The sequence below is a fragment of the Roseixanthobacter psychrophilus genome, assembly GCF_043195195.1.
Classification (GTDB): Bacteria; Pseudomonadota; Alphaproteobacteria; order Rhizobiales; family Xanthobacteraceae; genus NCEH01.
The window spans coordinates 39,377-57,460 of sequence record NZ_JBAFWT010000020.1 but is presented as its reverse complement, the minus strand read 5'-3'; the positions used below and the strand labels follow the sequence as shown (position 1 = coordinate 57,460).

The 18,084-nt window shown below is 66.6% G+C and carries 20 protein-coding genes and 1 tRNA gene; 13 read left to right on the top strand and 8 right to left on the bottom strand.

The window, feature by feature from the left end; all coding sequences use genetic code 11:
- Positions 1 to 78 precede the first annotated feature (78 nt).
- From V5F77_RS17385 to lexA, 7 genes are all read left to right on the top strand, one after another.
- Complete coding sequence (locus V5F77_RS17385; protein WP_429006599.1) at positions 79 to 684, top strand: anthranilate synthase component II; 606 nt, start codon at positions 79 to 81, stop codon at positions 682 to 684.
- Positions 685 to 688: 4 nt separating this feature from the next.
- The gene (gene trpD, locus V5F77_RS17380) at positions 689 to 1,723 is read left to right on the top strand and encodes an anthranilate phosphoribosyltransferase (RefSeq protein ID WP_429006598.1); all 1,035 of its coding nucleotides are present in this window, start codon (positions 689 to 691) and stop codon (positions 1,721 to 1,723) included.
- Positions 1,720 to 2,511, top strand: a complete 792-nt coding sequence (gene trpC, locus V5F77_RS17375) for an indole-3-glycerol phosphate synthase TrpC (protein WP_429006597.1) — start codon at positions 1,720 to 1,722, stop codon at positions 2,509 to 2,511. Before trpD ends, trpC begins: the two co-directional genes overlap by 4 nt.
- Positions 2,512 to 2,602: 91 nt before the next feature.
- A complete protein-coding gene (locus V5F77_RS17370; RefSeq protein WP_429006596.1) occupies positions 2,603 to 3,031 on the top strand; it encodes a DUF2147 domain-containing protein in 429 nt (142 codons plus the stop codon).
- Positions 3,032 to 3,035: 4 nt separating this feature from the next.
- Positions 3,036 to 3,518: a cyclic pyranopterin monophosphate synthase MoaC gene (moaC, locus tag V5F77_RS17365; RefSeq protein WP_429006595.1), complete on the top strand. Its 483-nt coding sequence runs from the start codon at positions 3,036 to 3,038 to the stop codon at positions 3,516 to 3,518.
- A gap of 82 nt (positions 3,519 to 3,600) precedes the next feature.
- A complete protein-coding gene (locus V5F77_RS17360; protein ID WP_429006594.1) occupies positions 3,601 to 4,815 on the top strand; it encodes a molybdopterin molybdotransferase MoeA in 1,215 nt (404 codons plus the stop codon).
- Between the two features lie 137 nt (positions 4,816 to 4,952).
- On the top strand, positions 4,953 to 5,669 hold the full coding sequence (gene lexA, locus V5F77_RS17355; RefSeq protein WP_429006635.1) for a transcriptional repressor LexA: 717 nt from the start codon (positions 4,953 to 4,955) through the stop codon (positions 5,667 to 5,669).
- A gap of 89 nt (positions 5,670 to 5,758) precedes the next feature.
- Here the strand turns inward: lexA and V5F77_RS17350 are convergent, their stop codons facing one another.
- Positions 5,759 to 8,044, bottom strand: a complete 2,286-nt coding sequence (locus V5F77_RS17350) for a ComEC/Rec2 family competence protein (protein WP_429006593.1) — start codon at positions 8,042 to 8,044, stop codon at positions 5,759 to 5,761.
- Positions 8,045 to 8,172: 128 nt separating this feature from the next.
- Between V5F77_RS17350 and gltX the strand changes: the two genes are divergently transcribed.
- Positions 8,173 to 9,588 (top strand): glutamate--tRNA ligase, encoded by a 1,416-nt coding sequence (gltX, locus tag V5F77_RS17345; protein ID WP_429006592.1) that lies wholly within the window; start codon positions 8,173 to 8,175, stop codon positions 9,586 to 9,588.
- The gene (locus V5F77_RS17340) at positions 9,585 to 9,860 is read left to right on the top strand and encodes a sulfurtransferase TusA family protein (RefSeq protein ID WP_429006591.1); all 276 of its coding nucleotides are present in this window, start codon (positions 9,585 to 9,587) and stop codon (positions 9,858 to 9,860) included. The genes gltX and V5F77_RS17340 overlap by 4 nt, the downstream gene beginning before the upstream one ends.
- A gap of 16 nt (positions 9,861 to 9,876) precedes the next feature.
- Here the strand turns inward: V5F77_RS17340 and V5F77_RS17335 are convergent, their stop codons facing one another.
- The gene (locus V5F77_RS17335; protein ID WP_429006590.1) at positions 9,877 to 11,043 is read right to left on the bottom strand and encodes a M20 aminoacylase family protein; all 1,167 of its coding nucleotides are present in this window, start codon (positions 11,041 to 11,043) and stop codon (positions 9,877 to 9,879) included.
- Positions 11,044 to 11,221: 178 nt separating this feature from the next.
- Between V5F77_RS17335 and V5F77_RS17330 the strand changes: the two genes are divergently transcribed.
- Positions 11,222 to 11,297, top strand: a tRNA-Lys gene (locus V5F77_RS17330).
- 168 nt (positions 11,298 to 11,465) lie between these two features.
- Complete coding sequence (locus V5F77_RS17325) at positions 11,466 to 11,837, top strand: winged helix-turn-helix transcriptional regulator (RefSeq protein ID WP_429006589.1); 372 nt, start codon at positions 11,466 to 11,468, stop codon at positions 11,835 to 11,837.
- A 29-nt stretch (positions 11,838 to 11,866) separates the two neighbouring features.
- Here the strand turns inward: V5F77_RS17325 and V5F77_RS17320 are convergent, their stop codons facing one another.
- Together V5F77_RS17320 and V5F77_RS17315 are read right to left on the bottom strand one after the other, a co-directional pair.
- Positions 11,867 to 13,135, bottom strand: coding sequence for a sensor domain-containing diguanylate cyclase (locus V5F77_RS17320; RefSeq protein ID WP_429006588.1), 1,269 nt, complete (start codon positions 13,133 to 13,135; stop codon positions 11,867 to 11,869).
- Positions 13,136 to 13,363: 228 nt separating this feature from the next.
- On the bottom strand, positions 13,364 to 14,215 hold the full coding sequence (locus V5F77_RS17315; protein WP_429006587.1) for a histidine phosphatase family protein: 852 nt from the start codon (positions 14,213 to 14,215) through the stop codon (positions 13,364 to 13,366).
- A gap of 126 nt (positions 14,216 to 14,341) precedes the next feature.
- On the opposite strand from V5F77_RS17315, the gene V5F77_RS17310 reads away from it, so the two are divergent.
- Positions 14,342 to 14,689 carry a hypothetical protein gene (locus tag V5F77_RS17310; protein WP_429006586.1) on the top strand — a complete coding sequence of 116 codons (348 nt, stop codon included), beginning with the start codon at positions 14,342 to 14,344 and terminating at the stop codon, positions 14,687 to 14,689.
- 174 nt (positions 14,690 to 14,863) lie between these two features.
- Here V5F77_RS17310 and rpsI read toward each other — a convergent pair whose 3' ends face one another.
- From rpsI to V5F77_RS17290, 4 genes are all read right to left on the bottom strand, one after another.
- Entirely contained in the window at positions 14,864 to 15,340 is a 477-nt protein-coding gene (gene rpsI, locus V5F77_RS17305; protein ID WP_429006585.1) for a 30S ribosomal protein S9, read from the bottom strand.
- Positions 15,341 to 15,342: 2 nt separating this feature from the next.
- Positions 15,343 to 15,804 carry a 50S ribosomal protein L13 gene (gene rplM, locus V5F77_RS17300; RefSeq protein WP_429006584.1) on the bottom strand — a complete coding sequence of 154 codons (462 nt, stop codon included), beginning with the start codon at positions 15,802 to 15,804 and terminating at the stop codon, positions 15,343 to 15,345.
- 202 nt (positions 15,805 to 16,006) lie between these two features.
- Complete coding sequence (locus tag V5F77_RS17295; protein ID WP_429006583.1) at positions 16,007 to 16,591, bottom strand: NAD(P)H-dependent oxidoreductase; 585 nt, start codon at positions 16,589 to 16,591, stop codon at positions 16,007 to 16,009.
- 75 nt (positions 16,592 to 16,666) lie between these two features.
- Positions 16,667 to 17,101 (bottom strand): PaaI family thioesterase, encoded by a 435-nt coding sequence (locus V5F77_RS17290; RefSeq protein ID WP_429006582.1) that lies wholly within the window; start codon positions 17,099 to 17,101, stop codon positions 16,667 to 16,669.
- A 93-nt stretch (positions 17,102 to 17,194) separates the two neighbouring features.
- Between V5F77_RS17290 and V5F77_RS17285 the strand changes: the two genes are divergently transcribed.
- Positions 17,195 to 18,028, top strand: a complete 834-nt coding sequence (locus tag V5F77_RS17285) for an enoyl-CoA hydratase (protein ID WP_429006581.1) — start codon at positions 17,195 to 17,197, stop codon at positions 18,026 to 18,028.
- Positions 18,029 to 18,084 lie beyond the last annotated feature (56 nt).

Genomic DNA, 18,084 nt, shown 5'->3' with positions numbered 1-18,084 from the left:
CGCGCTTTAACTCGGGGCGCAGCTCCCACTTTGTCGCGAGGAGCGCGCCTGCCCGGATCCGCCGGGCCTGGAGCCACGATGACCGCCGTAACGCTGATCGATAATTACGACAGCTTCACCTACAACCTCGTCCATTATCTCGGCGAGCTGGGCGCAAATGTCACCGTTCACCGCAACGACGCGCTGAGCGTTGATGAGGTGCTGGCGGAAAAGCCCGATGCCATCGTCATCTCGCCGGGCCCCTGCACCCCCACCGAGGCCGGTATCTGCTGCGATCTGATCGCGCGCGCCAGCACGCAGGTGCCGCTGTTCGGCGTGTGCCTCGGCCACCAGGCCATCGGCCAGGTGTTCGGCGGCGATGTGGTGCGCGCGCCCATCCCCATGCACGGGAAGATGTCGCAGATCCACCACGAGGGCCGCTCGGTGTTTCGCGGGCTCAACCATTCCTTCCTCGCGACCCGCTATCACTCCCTGATCGTCGAGCAGAACACCTTGCCCGCCGCGCTGGAGGTGACCGCGCGCACCGACGATGGCCTGATCATGGGCCTTGCCCACCGCACCCTCCCCGTGCACGGCGTGCAGTTCCATCCCGAGAGCATCGCCTCGGAGAACGGCCACGCCCTGCTGCGCAATTTCCTCGATATCGCCCGGGCCTTCAACGAAGGCCGGCGGGCACGGAGCTGACGCGATGGAACAGTTCCGCCCCCTGCTCGGCAAGGTTGCAACCGGCGCGGCGCTGACCCGCGAGGAATCCGCCTACGTGTTCGACAAGATGATGTCGGGCGAGACCACGCCCTCGCAGATCGGCGCCCTGCTCATGGGGCTGCGGGTGCGCGGCGAGACGGTGGAGGAGATCGTCGGCGCGGTGAGCGTCATGCGCGCCAAGATGCTGACCGTCGAGGCGCCCGAGGCGGCGGTCGACGTGGTGGGCACCGGCGGCGACGCCTCCGGCTCCTATAACATCTCCACCTGCGCCTCCTTCATCGTCGCCGGTGCCGGCGTGCCGGTGGCGAAGCACGGCAACCGCGCGCTGTCCTCCAAGTCCGGCGCGGCGGATGTGCTGGCGGCGCTCGGCGTGCGGCTGGACCTGACCCCCGAGGGCATTTCCCGCTGCATCGCGGAAGCCGGCATCGGCTTCATGTTCGCCCCGGCCCATCACCCCGCCATGAAGCATGTGGGACCCTCGCGGGTGGAAATGGGCACGCGCACCATCTTCAACCTGCTCGGCCCGCTCTCCAACCCCGCCGGGGTGACGCGGCAGATGGTCGGCGTGTTCGCCAAATCCTGGATCGTGCCGCTGGCCGAAGTGCTGCGGACCCTTGGCTCGCAGCGCGCCTGGGTGGTCAACGGCTCCGACGGCCTGGACGAGATCACCCTCTGCGGCGTCACCCACATCGCCTCGCTGGAGGACGACCGGATCCACACGTTCGAGATCGCGCCCGAGGATGTAGGCCTGCGCTGCGTTCCGTCCGAGGCGTTGAAGGGAGGCGACGCCGCCCATAATGCGGTCGCTCTGCGCGCCGTCCTGGACGGGGAGCCCGGCGCCTATCGCGATGTGGCGGTGATGAATGCGGCGGCCGCCCTCCTGATCGCCGGCCGGGCCGCGGACCTGCGCGAAGGCGTTGCGATGGCGCAGACCTCGCTCGACACGGGGTCCGCCCGCGCACGTCTGGAGACGCTTGTCATGATTTCGGACAAAGTCGCGCCCAAGGTGCCGTCATGAGCGACATCCTCACCCGTATCGAAGCCTATAAGCGCGTCGAGATCGCAGCCGCCAAGGCCGCCCGCCCACGCGCCGAAATCGAGGCGGCGGCACGCGCCGCAAGCCCGGTCCGTCCGTTCGCCGGCGCCCTGCGCGCGGCCCTGGACGCCGGCCGCACGGCGCTGATCGCCGAGATCAAGAAGGCCAGTCCCTCCAAGGGCCTGATTCGGGCCGACTTCGATCCGCCCGCGCTCGCTCGCGCCTATGAGGCCGGGGGCGCGACCTGCCTTTCGGTGCTCACCGACACGCCCTCGTTCCAGGGCGCGCCGGAATTCCTGATGGCCGCCCGCGCCGCTGTCTCGCTGCCGGTGCTGCGCAAGGATTTCATGTACGACACCTATCAGGTGGCGGAGGCGCGGGCCTGGGGCGCCGACTGCATTCTCATCATCATGGCCGGCGTAGATGACGCGCTGGCCCGCGATCTGCTTGATGCGGCGACCGCCTACGGCATGGACGCCATTGTGGAAGTCCATGATTCCGAGGAGTTGGACCGGGCGCTTGCCCTGCCCTGCACGTTGGTCGGAATCAACAACCGCAATCTGCGCACGTTCGAAACCACGCTGGCAACCAGCGAGAGCCTGGCGCCCCGCGTGCCGAAGGACCGGATCTGCATCGGCGAGAGCGGCATCTTCACGCAGCAGGACGTGGCGCGGCTCGCCGGCATCGGCATCGGCACGATCCTGGTGGGCGAAAGCCTCATGCGGCAAACCGATGTCGCATCCGCGACCCGAACGCTGCTTGCGGCGTAAACTTGCCGTATACGTCACCTTGAAGTCTAATGCCGTCCCGTCCACCCGCCAACGAGGTGGATGCGCAAATGACGACCAAGGGAGAATGCTCATGAAGACGCTGCTTCTGGCGGCCGCGCTGTCCATCGCCGCCCTTCCCATCGCCGCCCTGCCCGCGCGCGCCGCCGATGTGACCGGCACCTGGGCGACGCCGACCAAAAACGGACTGGTAGAGATCACCCGGTGCGGCAGTTCCGTGTGCGGCCGGCTCGTTTCGTCCGACGGCATCAAGGCCGACCCGGGCCTGAAGGATGTCAATAATTCCAACGCGGCCCTGCGGACCCGCCCGCTGAAGGGCCTGCAGATTCTCCAAGGCTTCGCAGGTGGCCCGGCCGAATGGACGGGCGGCGAGATCTATAATGCCGACGACGGCAAGACCTATAGCGCCACCTTGCGCCTCGACGGCGACAATACGCTGAACGTGCGCGGGTGCGTGATCGTGCCCTTCTGCAAGACCCAGACCTGGACCAGGAGCCGCTGACGCCATGTCCGAACTGACCCACCTCGATGCCCAGGGCGCCGCGCGCATGGTCGATGTCGCGGACAAGGCGGTGACCGCGCGCGAGGCTCTGGCGGAGGGCCGGGTCATCATGGCGTCCGAGACGCTGGACCTCATTTTGTCCGGCAATGCGAAGAAGGGCGACGTCCTCGGCGTCGCCCGCATTGCCGGCATCATGGCCTCCAAGCGCACGCACGAGCTGATTCCGCTCTGCCATCCCCTGATGCTCTCGAAGGTCGAGGTGGAGATAGCGCCGGATGCCGCCCTCCCCGGTCTCGTGGTGCGCGCGCGGGTGAAGGTAAGCGGCCAGACCGGCGTCGAGATGGAAGCGCTCACTGCGGTTTCCATCGCCTGCCTGACCATTTACGACATGGCGAAGGCGGCCGACCGCGGCATGCGCATCGAGGGGGTTCGCCTGTTGGAAAAATCCGGCGGACGCTCCGGCGAATGGCGCGCCGCAGGCGCCTGAGCGAATTCAGATCGAAACCAGTCAAAGACCGTGGTCGTTGGTATAACGCATCCGAACGCATAATGGATTCGGAGCAGGCGACATGGCCTTGATGCCCGTGGATGAGGCGCTTGCGCTTGTGGTGGCGGGCATCGCTGCGCTGCCGGTCGAGAGCGTGAGCGTGGCCGAGGCCACCGGCCGGGTGCTTGCAAGCGATCTCTGGGCGTTGCGCAGCCAGCCGGCGGCCGACATGTCGGCCATGGACGGATACGCAGTTTCCAGCGCCGACATCGCAGAGGTCCCGGCCACGCTGCGGGTCATCGGCGAATCCGCCGCCGGCCGTCCTTTTGCCGGCACGATCGCGCCGGGCGAGACGGTGCGGATCTTCACCGGGGCCTTGCTACCGCACGGTGCCGACACGGTGGTGATCCAGGAGAACATCACCCGCGACGGCGCAACCATCACCACGACCGTGCATACCGCCCCGCTGCGCAATGTGCGCAAGGCCGGTTTCGACTTCCCGGCCGGCGGCCTCATCCTACGGGCAGGGCATCGCCTCACCGACCGCGACGTGATGCTGGCCGCTGCCGCAAATCATGCGCGCCTTGATGTTCGCGCCCGGCCGAAGGTGGGCATTCTGCAGACCGGCGACGAACTGGTGCGGCCCGGCTCGGGAACCGGCGCGCTCTCGGAGGTGGTGGTCTCGAACGTGTACGGGCTCGCCGCACTTGCGCGCGCCTGCGGCGCGGAGCCGGTGGATCTCGGCCTGGTGGGTGATTCCCTGGAGGCCACCCGCGCCGCCATCCGGGCTGCGGCCGAATCGGGGGTCGACGTGCTGGTGACCTCGGGCGGCGCCTCGGTGGGCGAACACGACCTGATCGCGCCCGCGCTGCGGGACGAAGGGGTCGCCCTCACCATTCACAGAATCGCGCTGCGGCCGGGAAAGCCGCTGATGTTCGGCGCGCGCGGCGCGATGCAAGTGCTCGGGCTGCCGGGCAATCCGGTCTCCGCCTATGTCTGCGCGGTGCTGTTCCTCACCACCTTGCTGAACGCCCTGCAGGGCGCCTCCAGGCTGGCACCGGAGCCCCGGCCGGCACGGCTCGGCGCGCCCACCCGGGCGAACGATTCCCGCATCGATTACATGCGCGCTACCCTCTCCCATGCCGAGGACGGCGCCGTGTGCGCTACCCCTCTGCCGATCCAGGACAGCTCGATGCTCTCGACCCTCGCCGCGGCCGATTGCCTGCTGATCCGCCCCGCCTTTGCCCCTCCGGGCGCGGTGGGCGACCCCTGCATGATCCTCCCGTTTCCCTCCTGAAATACCGTTTACGAGATGTTCACCCTTGCGGAACACAAAAGGAACAGCTAATGCTTGTTCATGATTTGTTTCGTTTTCTGTGATGTCTCTCGGGCATCGCTTGAAAAGCGGAAATTGGGATGGGGGCGGACGAGGCCATGCTGACGCGCAAGCAATACGACCTTTTGCGTTTCATCCATGAGCGCTTGAAAGAGACCGGCGTTCCTCCCTCTTTCGACGAGATGAAGGAAGCGCTGGATCTTCGCTCCAAGTCCGGCATTCATCGCCTGATCACGGCGCTGGAAGAGCGTGGCTTCATCCGCCGCCTGCCAAATCGCGCCCGTGCCTTGGAAGTGGTGCGCCTGCCCGACAGCGCGGCGCCTGGCCTTGCGGCCAGTCGCTCCTCCGGCGGCGGGCGTGGCTTCTCCCCGAGCGTGATCGAGGGCAGCCTTGGACGGGTCCGCCCACCGATGGAAGACGAGGATGCCTCGCCCACGGTCACCGTGCCGGTTATGGGCCGCATCGCCGCCGGCTCGCCGATCTCGGCCATACAGACGCGCAGCCATACCTTGAACGTGCCGCCGGAAATGCTTGGCTCGGGCGAGCATTTCGCCCTTGAAGTGCGCGGCGACAGCATGATCGAAGCCGGCATCCTCGATGGCGACACGGTGCTGATCCGCAAATGCGATACGGCTGAGACCGGCGATATCATCGTCGCTTTGGTGGACGACGAGGAAGCCACCTTGAAGCGCCTGCGCAAAAAGGGCGCCTCCATCGCCCTCGAAGCTGCCAACCCGGCTTATGAGACGCGGATCTTCGGTCCCGACCGGGTGCGCGTCCAAGGCCGGCTCGTGGGATTGATGCGCCGTTATTGAGATCTTCTCGGGCGGCCATCCCTGCCCGCCAGATGTTTTAATCCCTTGAGCTTCGCGCGCTCCCCTCTCTCCCGAATGCGACGGCTGAACTAGCGCAAGGCATCCTCCTGCGCCTGCGAGGCGGAGTTCGATGCCGTCGACGGCTCTGCCATAGGCGGCAACAGTGGCATCCAGGGCCTCTGTCGCTGGGGCGTGCGGGCTGGCGCGACGCGCCAAAGCTCCTCGGGGCGCATGGCGCCGGCGACGTGGAACAGCGCGAGGGTCCCGGTGCGCGCCATGTCTGTCGGTGTGACCACCTGCGCCGGGCATTTGATGGGGGCGGGATTGGGGCTCACCACCAGAACCGCATTCAGGCAATCGGCTTCCAGCCCCTCCGGGCGACGCGAAACAGCGACGATGCCGCCGGACGTGCGGGCCGTGCATCCCATCCGGTCGCAAAGGAAGGCGTCGGCGAGGCCCGGGGATTGCGGGCTGCGTGCATCGCTCTCGCGGCTCAGCCATTGCTCCGCCACCATCTTGTTCGCGGACGCCCCGAGGATCGAGAGCGTCCCGTCCGCGATACGCACCGCCACCGTCCGCCCATCGGGCGCGATGAGAATATCGGGGCGCAGCGGGGCGCCGCCGAGCAAGAAGGCCGCGGCGGCGGGAAGCAATGCAATCGCCGCCAGCCGGGTGCGCATGAGGCACAGGCACAACAGGGCAAGGCTCAGGACAAGGACCGCCACCGGGTTGAACCAATCGGTCCTCAGGCCCGCGCCGGGCAGCGCAGCGACCCGGTCGGAGACCGCGACCATGATGTCGATGCCGACGCCCATCACCGGCCACGCCAGGGAATCCCAGCCGAACGGCAGCAGCAGAACCCCGAGCAGGCCGAACGGCATCACGAGAAAGCTCACCGCCGGCATGGCCGCGAGATTGGAGAGAAGGCCATAGGCGCCGACCCGGTGGAAATGCAGCGCCCCATAAGGCGCCGTCGCAAGCCCCGCCACCAGCGAGGTCAGCGCCAGGGTGCCGACGAACAGCGCGGCTTTCAGCGCGGCGCGTCCCGCCAAGCCGTGCGCCGCCCAACCGAGCCGCAGCGGGCGCAGGCGTTCGAACGCGGCGATAAGCGCCAGTGTCGCCGCGAACGACATCTGCATGCCGGGATCGAGCACCGAGACCGGGGCGATCGCCAGCACCAGCACCGCCGCCACCGCGACGCTGCGCAAGGTCAAAGCGGCCCGCCCCACCATCACCCCCAGCAGCACCAGCCCCAGCATGAGAAACGAGCGCTGCGCTGCGACGTCGTTTCCCGACAGCACGAGATAGGCCGCGCTCCCGAGCAGCGCGCATCCCGCCGCCAGGGATTTCACCGGTGCTCCCAGCGACAGCGGTGGAAATAGTGCGAGCACGCCGCGCACCAGCGCAAACAGCGTGCCCGCCACCAGCGCCATGTGCAGGCCGGAGATGGACAGCACATGGGTGAGGCCCGACAGGCGCATGCTCTCCTCGACCGCCGGGGTGATCGAGGAGCGGTCTCCGGTCACCAAGGCGACCGCGATGTCGGCGGCGGAGCCGCGCAGCACGCGACGGATCTTCTCGGCGAGCGCTACACGCACCCCATGAACGGTTGCGGCGATCTGCACGCTGAAGGGCGGCGCGGTGGCAAGTGCGATCGGCTTCGGCGGACCCAAGGAGAAGCCGACCGCATCGATGCCGGCGAACCAGGGCGCGCGGCCGAAATCATGGGCGCCCGGCATCGCCGGCCCGAGCGGCGGCAGCAGGCGGGCGGGCAGGCTCAGGCTCGCCCCCACCTGCGGCGCCGAGCCGCGCGGCAGCGACAGGCGCACCCGCTCGGGCTTCACATCGAGCCCCTTGGCCTTGGCGGTCTCGACCCGTAGGATGATGCGGTCGGCGCTCGCCCGCTTCTCCAGATGCTCCACATAGCCTGTCAGCTGAACGGTGCCGGCCGGCGGGATGAGGACCGGGCGGGCGATGCGGGCGGTCTGCAGGCAGGCCATCGTGAAGCCGCAACTGAGTGCGAGCACCGCGCTCAGCGCGGCGAACGAGAACGCCCGTGCGCGCGCCGCGATGGTTGCCGCCAGCAGTGCCGCCGTCAGCACGAGGCTGGCGACAAGCGAGGGCTCCTGGTCCGCGCCGAAATAAAGCAGGATCCCGGCCGCGAACAGCACCGGCAGCCACAGCACCAGGCGGCCCGCCTCCGCCTCCGCCATAAGGTCGGCGATGAGGGCGGCGCCGAACCGCGCGCGCAGGTCCGCGAGGAACATGGTCGCGCGCAGCCTTGGCACCGCGCGGCCGGTCCACGCAAGCGCGCGCGCCGCGCCCTTCGCGGCGCGCGGCGGGTCTTCATCGCCGGTGTGTGATGTCCTTGCCATGCCCCCGCGTTCCCCAACGCGCCGGCCTATGCTACACGGGCGCCGCCCGCGCGCCACATGCCGCCGGTCCATACGGCACCTCCGGCGGCGCGCCGCCCCGCTCCAGACCCCCTTTTCGGCGGACCTTCATGTCAGAGATCGTTACGCGCTTTGCTCCCTCCCCCACGGGCTTCCTGCACATCGGCGGCGCCCGTACCGCGCTGTTCAACTGGCTCTATGCCCGCGCCAAGGGCGGCAAGATGCTGCTGCGCATCGAGGACACCGACCGCCAGCGCTCCACCAAGGAAGCCATCGACGCGATCCTCGACGGCTTGAGCTGGCTCGGCATCGAATGGGACGGCGACACGGTCTATCAATTCTCCCGCGTCGCCCGGCATCAGCAGGCGGTCGCGGACATGCTGGCGCTGGGCAATGCCTATCCTTGCTATGCCACGGCCGAAGAGCTGGAGGAGATGCGCGAGACCGCCCGCAAGGAAGGCCGTCCGCCGCGCTATGACGGCCGCTGGCGGGATCGCGATCCCGCCGAGGCCCCCGCCGACCGCAAGCCGGTGATCCGCCTGCGCGCCCCGCAGGAGGGCGAGACCGTGATTCACGATCTGGTGCAGGGCACCGTCACCTTCCCGAACAAGGATCTGGACGATCTGGTCCTGCTGCGCTCCGACGGCACGCCCACTTACATGCTCGCCGTGGTGGTGGACGATCACGACATGGCCGTCACTCACATCATCCGCGGCGACGACCATCTGACCAATGCCGCACGCCAGACCCAGATCTATCGCGCCCTCGGCTGGGACGTGCCGCAGATGGCCCATATCCCGCTGATCCACGGGCCGGATGGCGCCAAGCTCTCCAAGCGCCATGGCGCGCTCGGCGTCGATGCCTATCGCGCCATGGGTTATCTGCCCGCCGCCCTGCGCAATTATCTGGTGCGCCTCGGCTGGAGCCACGGCGACCAGGAAATGTTCTCCACCGAGGAAATGATTGCGCTGTTCGATCTCGACCATGTGGGCCGCTCGGCCGCGCGGTTCGATTTCCAGAAGCTGGAGAACATCAACGGCCATTACATCCGGGCCAGCACTGACGATGAGCTGTTCGACGCCGTGATCGCCCTCATCCCCTATCTGCCCGACGGCGCCGAGCGGCTGGCGAAGCTGACGGAGGACCACAAGGCGCAATTGCGCGCCGCCATGCCCGGCCTGAAGGAGCGGGCAAAAACACTGGTGGAGCTGCTGGACAATGCCGGCTTCATCTTCGCCGAACGCCCCTTGCCGCTGGAGGAGAAGGCCAGCGCGCTTCTTAGCGACGAGGCGCGGGCCCATCTCGGCGCGCTGCTGCCGGCTTTGGCGGCGGCGGAATGGACCGTGCCGGCCACCGAGGCCGTGGTGCGCGATTATGCGGCGGCGGCGGGCATCAAGCTCGGCGCCGTGGCCCAGCCTCTGCGCGCCGCCCTCACGGGGCGCACCACCTCGCCCCCCATCTTCGATGTTCTCGCGGTGCTGGGGCGCGAAGAGAGCCTCGCGCGGCTCCAGGATCAGGCCACGTGATCGGCCCGTTTCCGCGCAAGCCGCCCGCCGAGGCAAGCGCTGCACCTGAAGTGCATCTCGACCTCAAGGGGCTCAAATGCCCCTTGCCGGCGCTGCGCACCCGCAAGGCGCTGGCGGCGTTGGCGCCGGGCGCACGGCTGGTAGTGACCTGCACCGATCCCATGTCCGTCATCGACATTCCCCATATCGCGCAGCAGACCGGCGATATCTTCGAGGGCCGGACGGTGGAAGCCGGCATCCTCGAGTTCCGCATGCGCAAGGCGGCGAAATAGCCGCGCTCAGCCGCGCTCAGCCCGCCCTCAACGCGCTTTCCACCAGCCGCACCCAATAGGAAGCGCCGAAGGGGATCGCAGCATCGGCGAAATCATAGGCCGGATGGTGCAGCCCGGCGCTCGGGCCGTTGCCAATGAAAATATAGGCGCCTGGGCGCGCTTCCAGCATATAGGCGAAGTCCTCCGCCGCCATCAGCGGCGGGGCGGCCCCGTTCACCTGCGGCGCGCCGGCCACCTCTTCCGCCACGCGCTGGGCGAAAGCGGTCTGGGCGGGATGGTTGATGGTGACGGGATAGCCCTCCACGAAATGCACCTCGGCCTTGGCGCCGAACGCGCTCGCGACGCCCTCGGCGATCTGCTTCACCCGTTCGCGCAATTGCAGCCGCACCGCCGGCGAGAGGCTGCGCAGCGTGCCGGTGAGTTTCGCGCTTGGCGGCAGCACATTGTCCGCATCGCCCGCATGGAACATGGCGATGGAGACCACGCCGGACTCCAGCGGATCCAGATTGCGCGCCACGACCTGCTGCAGCGCGGTCACGATGGAGGCACCGGTCAGCACCACGTCGACGCCTTCGTGGGGCTTCGCGGCATGGCTGCCCTTGCCCTCGACAATGATTTCAACGTGGTCGGCGGAGGCCATGATCGCCCCTTCGCGCATGCCGAAGCAGCCCACCGGCAGGCCCGGCAGATTGTGCATGCCATAGACCTCGTCGATGCCGAACCGCTCCATCAGCCCGTCCTGAACCATGGCGCGGCCCCCCGCGCCACCTTCCTCCGCCGGCTGGAACACCATGATGGCGGTGCCGGCGAAGCTTCGGGTCTCGGCAAGATGACGCGCCGCGCCGAGCAGCATGGCGGTGTGGCCATCGTGGCCGCAGGCATGCATCTTCCCGGGCGCCTGCGAGACATAGGCAACGCCGGTCCGCTCCAGGATCGGCAGGGCATCCATGTCCGCCCGCAGCGCGATGGTGCGGCCGGCGCCGCTGTTTCCGCGGATCACCCCGACAACGCCCGTCCGGCCGATTCCGGCCACCACCTCGTCGCAACCGAAGGCACGCAACTGCTCAGCCACGAATGCCGATGTGACGGGCAGATCGTATTGCAGCTCCGGCGTCTGGTGGAGCTGCCGGCGCCAGGCAGTGATTTCATCGGCCGCATCCGCGAGCCGGTTGATGACGGGCATGAAGGGCCTCCCTCTCAGCCGGATGGTGCGCGCGGGCGGGGGATGTGGTCAATGGCGTGGGTGGCGGTAATAAGGCGCACTGCAGCAAAACCGTGGCGAGTCGTCGCCGCAGCACACAGGCAGTTTCCCTTAGCCACCTTGACCCTGCGGCCCGCGCAGCCTAACACCCATGCCCAGTGAGCCCGTAGCTCAGCCGGTAGAGCACGTGACTTTTAATCATGGGGTCTCGGGTTCGAATCCCGACGGGCTCACCACCATCTCAAAATCATTGTCGTCGGATATGCAGCCGGCGGTTTCGCGCCGTCGGTGCAGAGGCATTCGGCCGGCCCTTCGCTCACGTTGTCGCAGCGAACGCCGATGCTTATGTTCAGCGAACACGTAACCGTCACATCGGCGACCAGAGGGCCGAAAAGGATACCGCCATGCCGCGCGTCCGGCACTACAGGCTTGATTGCAGCCCCGGCTGCGCCGTGGAAGCGACGCTTAGCCTGATCGACGGCAAGTGGAAGGGTGTGATCCTCCACCACCTCCTCGAGGGAACGCTGCGCTTCAGCGAGCTGCGCCGCCGCCTGCCGAGCGTGACCCAGCGCATGCTCACCAATCAGTTGCGGGAGCTGGAGGCGGACGGGCTGATCACGCGGCGTGTGTTCGCGCAGGTTCCGCCCAAGGTGGAATACAGCGTCTCCGAGCGCGGGCGGAGCCTGGCACCGGTGATCGCCGCCCTCAAGGCCTGGGGCGACGAGAACGTCATCCTGCCGTCCCGACTTGCAACCGAGGCGGACGAGGCGGCCTGAAACGCGCCGTCGCCCTCGGCTGGGGCGGCCTACGCGACGAGGATTTCCATCCGGTCGCGGCCGCCGTTCTTGGCGCGATAGAGCGCCTCGTCGGCATGGCGCATGAAATCGAAAACGTGCAGCCGCGCGGCATTCCGCGCCGTGCAGATTCCGATGCTCGCGGTCACCTGTTTCAGAAACGGGTGGAATTGCTCCCAGGGTTCTAGCGCCATGGCTGCACGGACCCGGCAACCAACCTCGACCGCGCCTTCTTCGCCGGTATTCGACAGCAGGATCGCGAATTCCTCGCCGCCGAAGCGTGCCGCGACATCCGCGGATCGGCGCACGGCCTCCTGGACGAGACTGGCGGTGCGCCGCAGGCAATTGTCGCCGACCACGTGGCCGAAGCGGTCATTCACCGATTTAAAGTGATCGATGTCCACCAGCAGCAGGGAAATGGTGGCATTGTCGCGGCTGCATCTGCGCCATTCCTCATCGAGCGCGGCATCGAAACGCCGCCGGTTCGCCAGTCCGGTCAGCCCGTCGGTCGTGGCCATCGCCGCGAGGTCGGCAAGGGCGCGCTTGAGCACCGTAATGTCAGAATGGGTGAAATAACCGATCCCGCTGGCCGTGCGGCGCGCGATGACCCGCCTCCAGCGGCCACCGGGCAGTTCGACCTCGAACGGCGTGCCGGCGAACAGCATGTTGTCCAACATCGACTGCTCCACGGCGCGCTCCGTGAAGCCGGCCTTTTCCCAAGCCTGCCGCACCACTTCAACGAGGGTCGATCCAACCACCGAGACGCCGTCCTCCAGGTCATAAAGCGACCGGAACTCCTTGTTGGTGGCGACGATCTTGTCGTTCTGGTCCAGAACCATCGCGCCGTCGGCGATATAGTCCAGCAAGTCGATCGGAAACTCGTTCCATGCGGTCGGCTCGGGCGTGTCGTGATCTTCCGACAATTGATGCCAGATGCGAATCCTCTGGCCATCATGGGTCGGTTGCGAGGCGACGCGAAGCCGCCGGCCGAGGTGGGTGAATATGAAAGGGCGCGTCTGGGTCCGATGACGGCTCACCCCTTCGTCAATATAACGCTCGATGAACGGAAGCTCTTCTTCGGTCAACCGGCCGGTGTAAAAGCGTCGCAGGTTTTCGCGATAGGGTTCACCAGTGTAGACATGAGACGCATGCTCCGGGAAAAATCGGATAAATGCTGAGTTCCAAAGAATCGTACGATCTTCGGCATCAAAAAGACAAAAAGCAATGTCTATACTGTCAAGAAGAGATGATATTAAGAGATAAGTATTTTGATCCGACACGAAATTCCTCGGACGATAGACAACGTAAGCAATATTAGGTCACACCAAACCAGAATAACAAGAATTTCCTTCAGCGGTATTTAAGTAGTCACGGACATCGCGATGCCGGGACGGATTATCGATTACGGCCTTCCCCAAACCGGGCATTTCCGTCGGGCTGTCATGGCAAGGGGGAGGCAACGCGAGGAGGCACGGTCGATGCACCTGCCGCTGCACCACCGCAGCCCGTCACAATACGCAGCGCGATGCCGCCGTCAGGCCATTGGGGGCGCCCCATTCATTGCTCGGCAGACCAGAAAAAGCGCCTTCGAACACCTGCCGCTTGAGGGTGAAGCGCACCGGCTTTCCGTCCGCGTCGAAGTCTACGATCCAGAAATAATCATAGGTCGCGAAAGGCCAGCTCGCCGGCACCTCCGGGAGCGTACCGAGCTTCAGCAACTGGCGCAGCGTGACAGCCGCGCCGGGATTGGCGGCTTCAAGTTCGGCATCGGCAATATGGTCGTGCTCCCACACCATGACGACGGTCTTGCCGCTCCAGCGCGGATCGGAGAGCACGTCATCCACCGCCTGTTGGGTGCGACTCGTGACCAGCCGCGTGAAATCCATCTTGCGCTCGGCCTTTGCCGAGTCGCTCACGGCCCTCTTCGGCTTGGGTTGCGCCGGTGGGGAGGCGCTGGCCGATGGCGCGCCGGGCGCTGGCGCCTTGCGCACCTTCCCGCGCGGACCTGCGGATGCGCTCGGCAAGGCGGTATACATAACCACCGGCTGGGCCCAGGTGGCAGCGGCGGGCGCGGCGAGTTCCATCGTGTGAAGCGTCACGGCGAAGAAGGCGGCCGGACCCTCGCCGGACGCGAACAGGGAGTTTGCAGCGCCCTTGCCGAGATATTGAGCCGCAAGCGCCCGCGCCCTTTCATTGCCGACCGAACAGAGGCGATAGGCATCCTGCTTCTCCCCGTGCCGCAGGATGATGATGCGGGCGGGCGCAGCATCCGCGGGTGGGGCCGTGAAAAAAGCCGCTGCCGTGACGCCGAAAACAAGAAGGCTGCGAAAAACCAGGCGCGAGAAGCAAAAAGCGGGCATGAATCGACCCTCAAGGCGGTGCGGGGTGACCTTACCAAAAGTCCGACGGAGCGCCATGCCGATGCGGTCGCTTGCCAATGTCCGCGCCCTCGCCTATGCGGAGCGACGCCATTGTCGGGGGTTTCCATGCAGAAGGTCTGGTCTTGGGTCGGAGGCGTCACCCTCTGCACGCTCGGCGTCGCGCTGGTCGCGGCGGTAGCTGATCGCGCCGTCGCTCAAAGCTCCAACCCGCCGCACATCACCATCCAACCCCACAATCCCAATGTGATCCACCTGCCTGTGATCCCACAGGGCAGCTATCTCGATCCCGGCCCGGGCGCGCCGATCCGTCCTGACGTCAGCTCTGGCGACGGTCGCAATGAGGATTATGTCTTCCCGCCGAATCTCGACGGCTATATGGGCTCCTCGCCTCCTGGCGATCCCACCGACAATGGTCAGTGGAGCCCGCTGCCCGGCGATACCCCGAGCTTCTGAGCGCCGGGCCACCCCTCAGCGCGTCGACGCGCGGGACCGCGCGCCTGGGCCACCCTCCAGGCAGCACGCCGACGCTGCCACCGCTCCGGGGCACACCACCAAACGCAAGGCATAAAAAAACGGCGGGGCAAAACCCCGCCGTTCTTCTTTTCGATCCCGCAAACGCGGAAAAGATCAGCGCTTCGAGAACTGGAAGCTGCGGCGAGCCTTGGCGCGGCCGTACTTCTTGCGCTCGACCACGCGGCTGTCGCGGGTCAGGAAGCCGCCCTTCTTGAGCGGGCCGCGCAGTTCCGGCTCGTAATAGGTGAGCGCGCGGGAAATGCCGTGGCGCAGCGCGCCGGCCTGGCCGGAGAGGCCGCCGCCGGAAACCGTGCACACCACATCATACTGCTCTTCGCGGGCCGCAGCCTGGAACGGCTGGTTGATCATCAGGCGCAGAACGGGACGGGCGAAATAGGTCACCACGTCGCGGTCGTTCACCATGATCTTGCCGGTGCCGGGGCGAATCCAGACGCGGGCGACCGCGTCCTTGCGCTTGCCGGTGGCATAGGCGCGGCCGAACTTGTCCAGCTTCTGGACATGGACCGGCGCCTCTTCGATGACACCCTGGCGGGAATCGAGCGCGTCGAGGGACTGAAGAACCTCAGCCATGATCAGTTCCCCACATTCTTGCGGTTGAGAGCGGCCACGTCGAGGGCGACCGGCTGCTGCGCTTCATGCGGATGAGAAGCGCCCTTGTAGACGCGCAGATTGCCCATGATCTTGCGGCCAAGCGGGCCGCGGGCGAGCATGCGCTCCACGGCCTTCTCGATGACGCGCTCAGGGAAGCGGCCTTCCAGCAGGAACTTGGCGGTGCGCTCCTTGATGCCACCGGGGAAGCCGGTGTGGTGGTAATAGACCTTCTGCTCGCGCTTGCGGCCGGTCAGCACCACCTTCTCGGCGTTCACTACGACGACATTGTCGCCGCAGTCCACGTGCGGGGTGTACAGCGGCAAGTGCTTGCCCTTCAGGCGCATGGCGATGATCGTGGCGAGACGGCCCACAACGAGGCCGGTCGCGTCGATCACCACCCATTTCTTTTCGATTTCGGCAGGCTTGGCCGAATACGTCTTCATGGATTGGTTTCCGAATGAGAAAGCTGGGCCCCGCGACAGATCGCACGGCTCCGGCAATGACGGGGCTTGTAACCCAGCCCTCCCGACACGTCAACGCGCCAAGGCCGTAAATTTTCCATATATTTCAGCGGCTTAGTAAAATGGTGCAATAACACCATCGTTCAAGCCACTTTTCCCGCATGTTAAACCCCCGTCTGCGCCGCTATCGGGCTGCGCGGCCGAGACGTTCCATCTCCCGCAACCAACCCGCCCGCTGTTCCGCGCCCGCTGCCTCGACCATGCCGAACAGGCTGTGGCGCACCGGGGAAATACCGACGAAATCGAGGATGTTGCGTTCCAATCCCAGCACGCCGTGGGCAAAGAAATACCAGCGATACATCAGGGACGGCATGCCCATGGTCACGATCACCCGCGCCGAGCGCCCGCCGAGCAGCTTTTGCGGAAATCCTGGCCCCGCCTGCACGAAGGCGAAGCCCGGTCGCATCAATTGCTCCAGAAACCCCTTGAGCAATGCCGGCATGGTCCCGAGCCAGAGCGGAAACAGCAGCACAACGTGGTGGGCTTCCAGCAAGGCGTCACGCGCCGGGAGCAGGTCGTGGGGCATGGAGCCTGTCTCGAAATCCGCCTGTGTCCGCATCAGGGGAAAATCGAGCGAGGCAACCTCCACCCGCGACACGCTGTGGCCGGCCGCCAGCGCCCCGCGCGCATAGGCCTCCGCGAGCGCATGGCACAAATGGCTGCCGTGCGGATCGGGATGGCCCTGGATGATGAGGATGGATCTTCGCATGTCGCCCCCTCTCTCGCATCCTGAGGTGCGGACATGGGGGGCGCATTGATCCTGATCAGGCCTCCTGCCCTTAAGTCAGCGAGCAGGGATCGAATAGGTGGCGACGCAATGGGCGACCAGATCCGCGCTGCCCGGGCTGTGCAGCGCCACGTCGCCGACCGCAAGGCGCTTGCCGAGCTTGATGATCCGCGCATCGGCAAGGATCGGGCCCGGCGCCGGCTTGCGCAGGAAATTGATCGAGAGATTGGTGGTCACGGCCAGCGCGACCGGGCCAATCTGCGCCAGCAGCGCCGCATAGACCGCCACATCCGAGAGCGCCATCAATGAGGGGCCGGAGACCGTGCCGCCGGGCCGCAGATGATCGTCACCGGCATCAAGCTGCACCGTGGCCGTCATGGGGCCGGTGGAGATCACCTTGTGCGCCTTGCCCGGGCCGAAAGCCTGGGGGAATTCCTCGTGCAGGAAAGCCTCCAGCGCCTCCGGCGACATCAGCACCGCGCCGTCCCCCATTGCGTCCTCCTGCATCTCGCTTCGCTGTTTGAGTTTGCATAGAGTAGCCGGGCACAAGATCAAAGCGCGGCCGACCGCGCGAGGGAGTTGCCCATGTCTTCAGCCGCATCCCCTGCTGCTGCGCCCGCCCACGCCGCCGAGCCCATTGTCCTGCGCAGCGACGCCGATGGCGTCGCGCTGGTGACGCTGAACCGCCCGGCAAGCCGCAACAGCCTTTCCGAATCGATGATGGCGGCGCTCTCCGAAGTGCTCACGGACATCTCGATCGATCCGGGCGTGCGCGCGGTGGTGCTCACCGCCAACGGCCCGGTGTTCTCGGCCGGTCATGATCTGAAGGAAATCCAGTCCCATCGCGGGGACGAGGATCGCGGCCGGCGTTATTTCGACCAGGTGCTGCGCCGCTGCGCGGCCTTGATGACCGCAATCGTCCGTCTTCCCCAGCCGGTGATCGCTGGCGTGGATGGCATGGCCACCGCCGCCGGCTGTCAGCTTGTGGCAAGCTGCGACCTTGCGGTTGCGGGAGCGAAAGCGCGGTTCTGCACGCCCGGCGTGAACATTGGTCTGTTCTGCCACACACCCATGGTGGCGCTCTCGCGCGCCGTCTCGCGTAAGCACGCCTTGGAAATGCTGCTGCTGGGGGAATGGGTGGAGGCGGACGAAGCGCACCGCATGGGTCTCGTGAACCGCGTGGTGGCCGATGGCACGGCGGTTGCGGCCGCGCGCGAGCTGGCGCTGCGGATCGCGGCGAAATCGCAGGTGCCGGTCAAGCTGGGCAAGGCAGCCTTCTACGCCCAGGCCGAGATGACGCTCGACAACGCCTATGCCTTCGCCTCGCAGGTCATGACGACCAACATGCTGGCGCGCGACGCCGACGAAGGCATCTCAGCCGTCATTGAGAAGCGCGCGCCGCACTGGGAAGACCGCTAAGCGCGAAAGGTCCGCCGGTCTTTACGTTCCCTAAACCATAAAGGGCTTTCCTAGTG

What these genes read in the sequence shown, in the direction of transcription:
- V5F77_RS17385 (WP_429006599.1), top strand. Translation starts at nt 79, where the DNA reads ATGACCGCCGTAACGCTGATCGATAATTACGACAGCTTCACCTACAAC.
- trpD (WP_429006598.1), top strand. Translation starts at nt 689, where the DNA reads ATGGAACAGTTCCGCCCCCTGCTCGGCAAGGTTGCAACCGGCGCGGCG.
- trpC (WP_429006597.1), top strand. Translation starts at nt 1,720, where the DNA reads ATGAGCGACATCCTCACCCGTATCGAAGCCTATAAGCGCGTCGAGATC.
- V5F77_RS17370 (WP_429006596.1), top strand. Translation starts at nt 2,603, where the DNA reads ATGAAGACGCTGCTTCTGGCGGCCGCGCTGTCCATCGCCGCCCTTCCC.
- moaC (WP_429006595.1), top strand. Translation starts at nt 3,036, where the DNA reads ATGTCCGAACTGACCCACCTCGATGCCCAGGGCGCCGCGCGCATGGTC.
- V5F77_RS17360 (WP_429006594.1), top strand. Translation starts at nt 3,601, where the DNA reads ATGGCCTTGATGCCCGTGGATGAGGCGCTTGCGCTTGTGGTGGCGGGC.
- lexA (WP_429006635.1), top strand. Translation starts at nt 4,953, where the DNA reads ATGCTGACGCGCAAGCAATACGACCTTTTGCGTTTCATCCATGAGCGC.
- V5F77_RS17350 (WP_429006593.1), bottom strand. Translation starts at nt 8,044, where the DNA reads ATGGCAAGGACATCACACACCGGCGATGAAGACCCGCCGCGCGCCGCG.
- gltX (WP_429006592.1), top strand. Translation starts at nt 8,173, where the DNA reads ATGTCAGAGATCGTTACGCGCTTTGCTCCCTCCCCCACGGGCTTCCTG.
- V5F77_RS17335 (WP_429006590.1), bottom strand. Translation starts at nt 11,043, where the DNA reads ATGCCCGTCATCAACCGGCTCGCGGATGCGGCCGATGAAATCACTGCC.
- V5F77_RS17325 (WP_429006589.1), top strand. Translation starts at nt 11,466, where the DNA reads ATGCCGCGCGTCCGGCACTACAGGCTTGATTGCAGCCCCGGCTGCGCC.
- V5F77_RS17315 (WP_429006587.1), bottom strand. Translation starts at nt 14,215, where the DNA reads ATGCCCGCTTTTTGCTTCTCGCGCCTGGTTTTTCGCAGCCTTCTTGTT.
- V5F77_RS17310 (WP_429006586.1), top strand. Translation starts at nt 14,342, where the DNA reads ATGCAGAAGGTCTGGTCTTGGGTCGGAGGCGTCACCCTCTGCACGCTC.
- rpsI (WP_429006585.1), bottom strand. Translation starts at nt 15,340, where the DNA reads ATGGCTGAGGTTCTTCAGTCCCTCGACGCGCTCGATTCCCGCCAGGGT.
- rplM (WP_429006584.1), bottom strand. Translation starts at nt 15,804, where the DNA reads ATGAAGACGTATTCGGCCAAGCCTGCCGAAATCGAAAAGAAATGGGTG.
- V5F77_RS17295 (WP_429006583.1), bottom strand. Translation starts at nt 16,591, where the DNA reads ATGCGAAGATCCATCCTCATCATCCAGGGCCATCCCGATCCGCACGGC.
- V5F77_RS17290 (WP_429006582.1), bottom strand. Translation starts at nt 17,101, where the DNA reads ATGGGGGACGGCGCGGTGCTGATGTCGCCGGAGGCGCTGGAGGCTTTC.
- V5F77_RS17285 (WP_429006581.1), top strand. Translation starts at nt 17,195, where the DNA reads ATGTCTTCAGCCGCATCCCCTGCTGCTGCGCCCGCCCACGCCGCCGAG.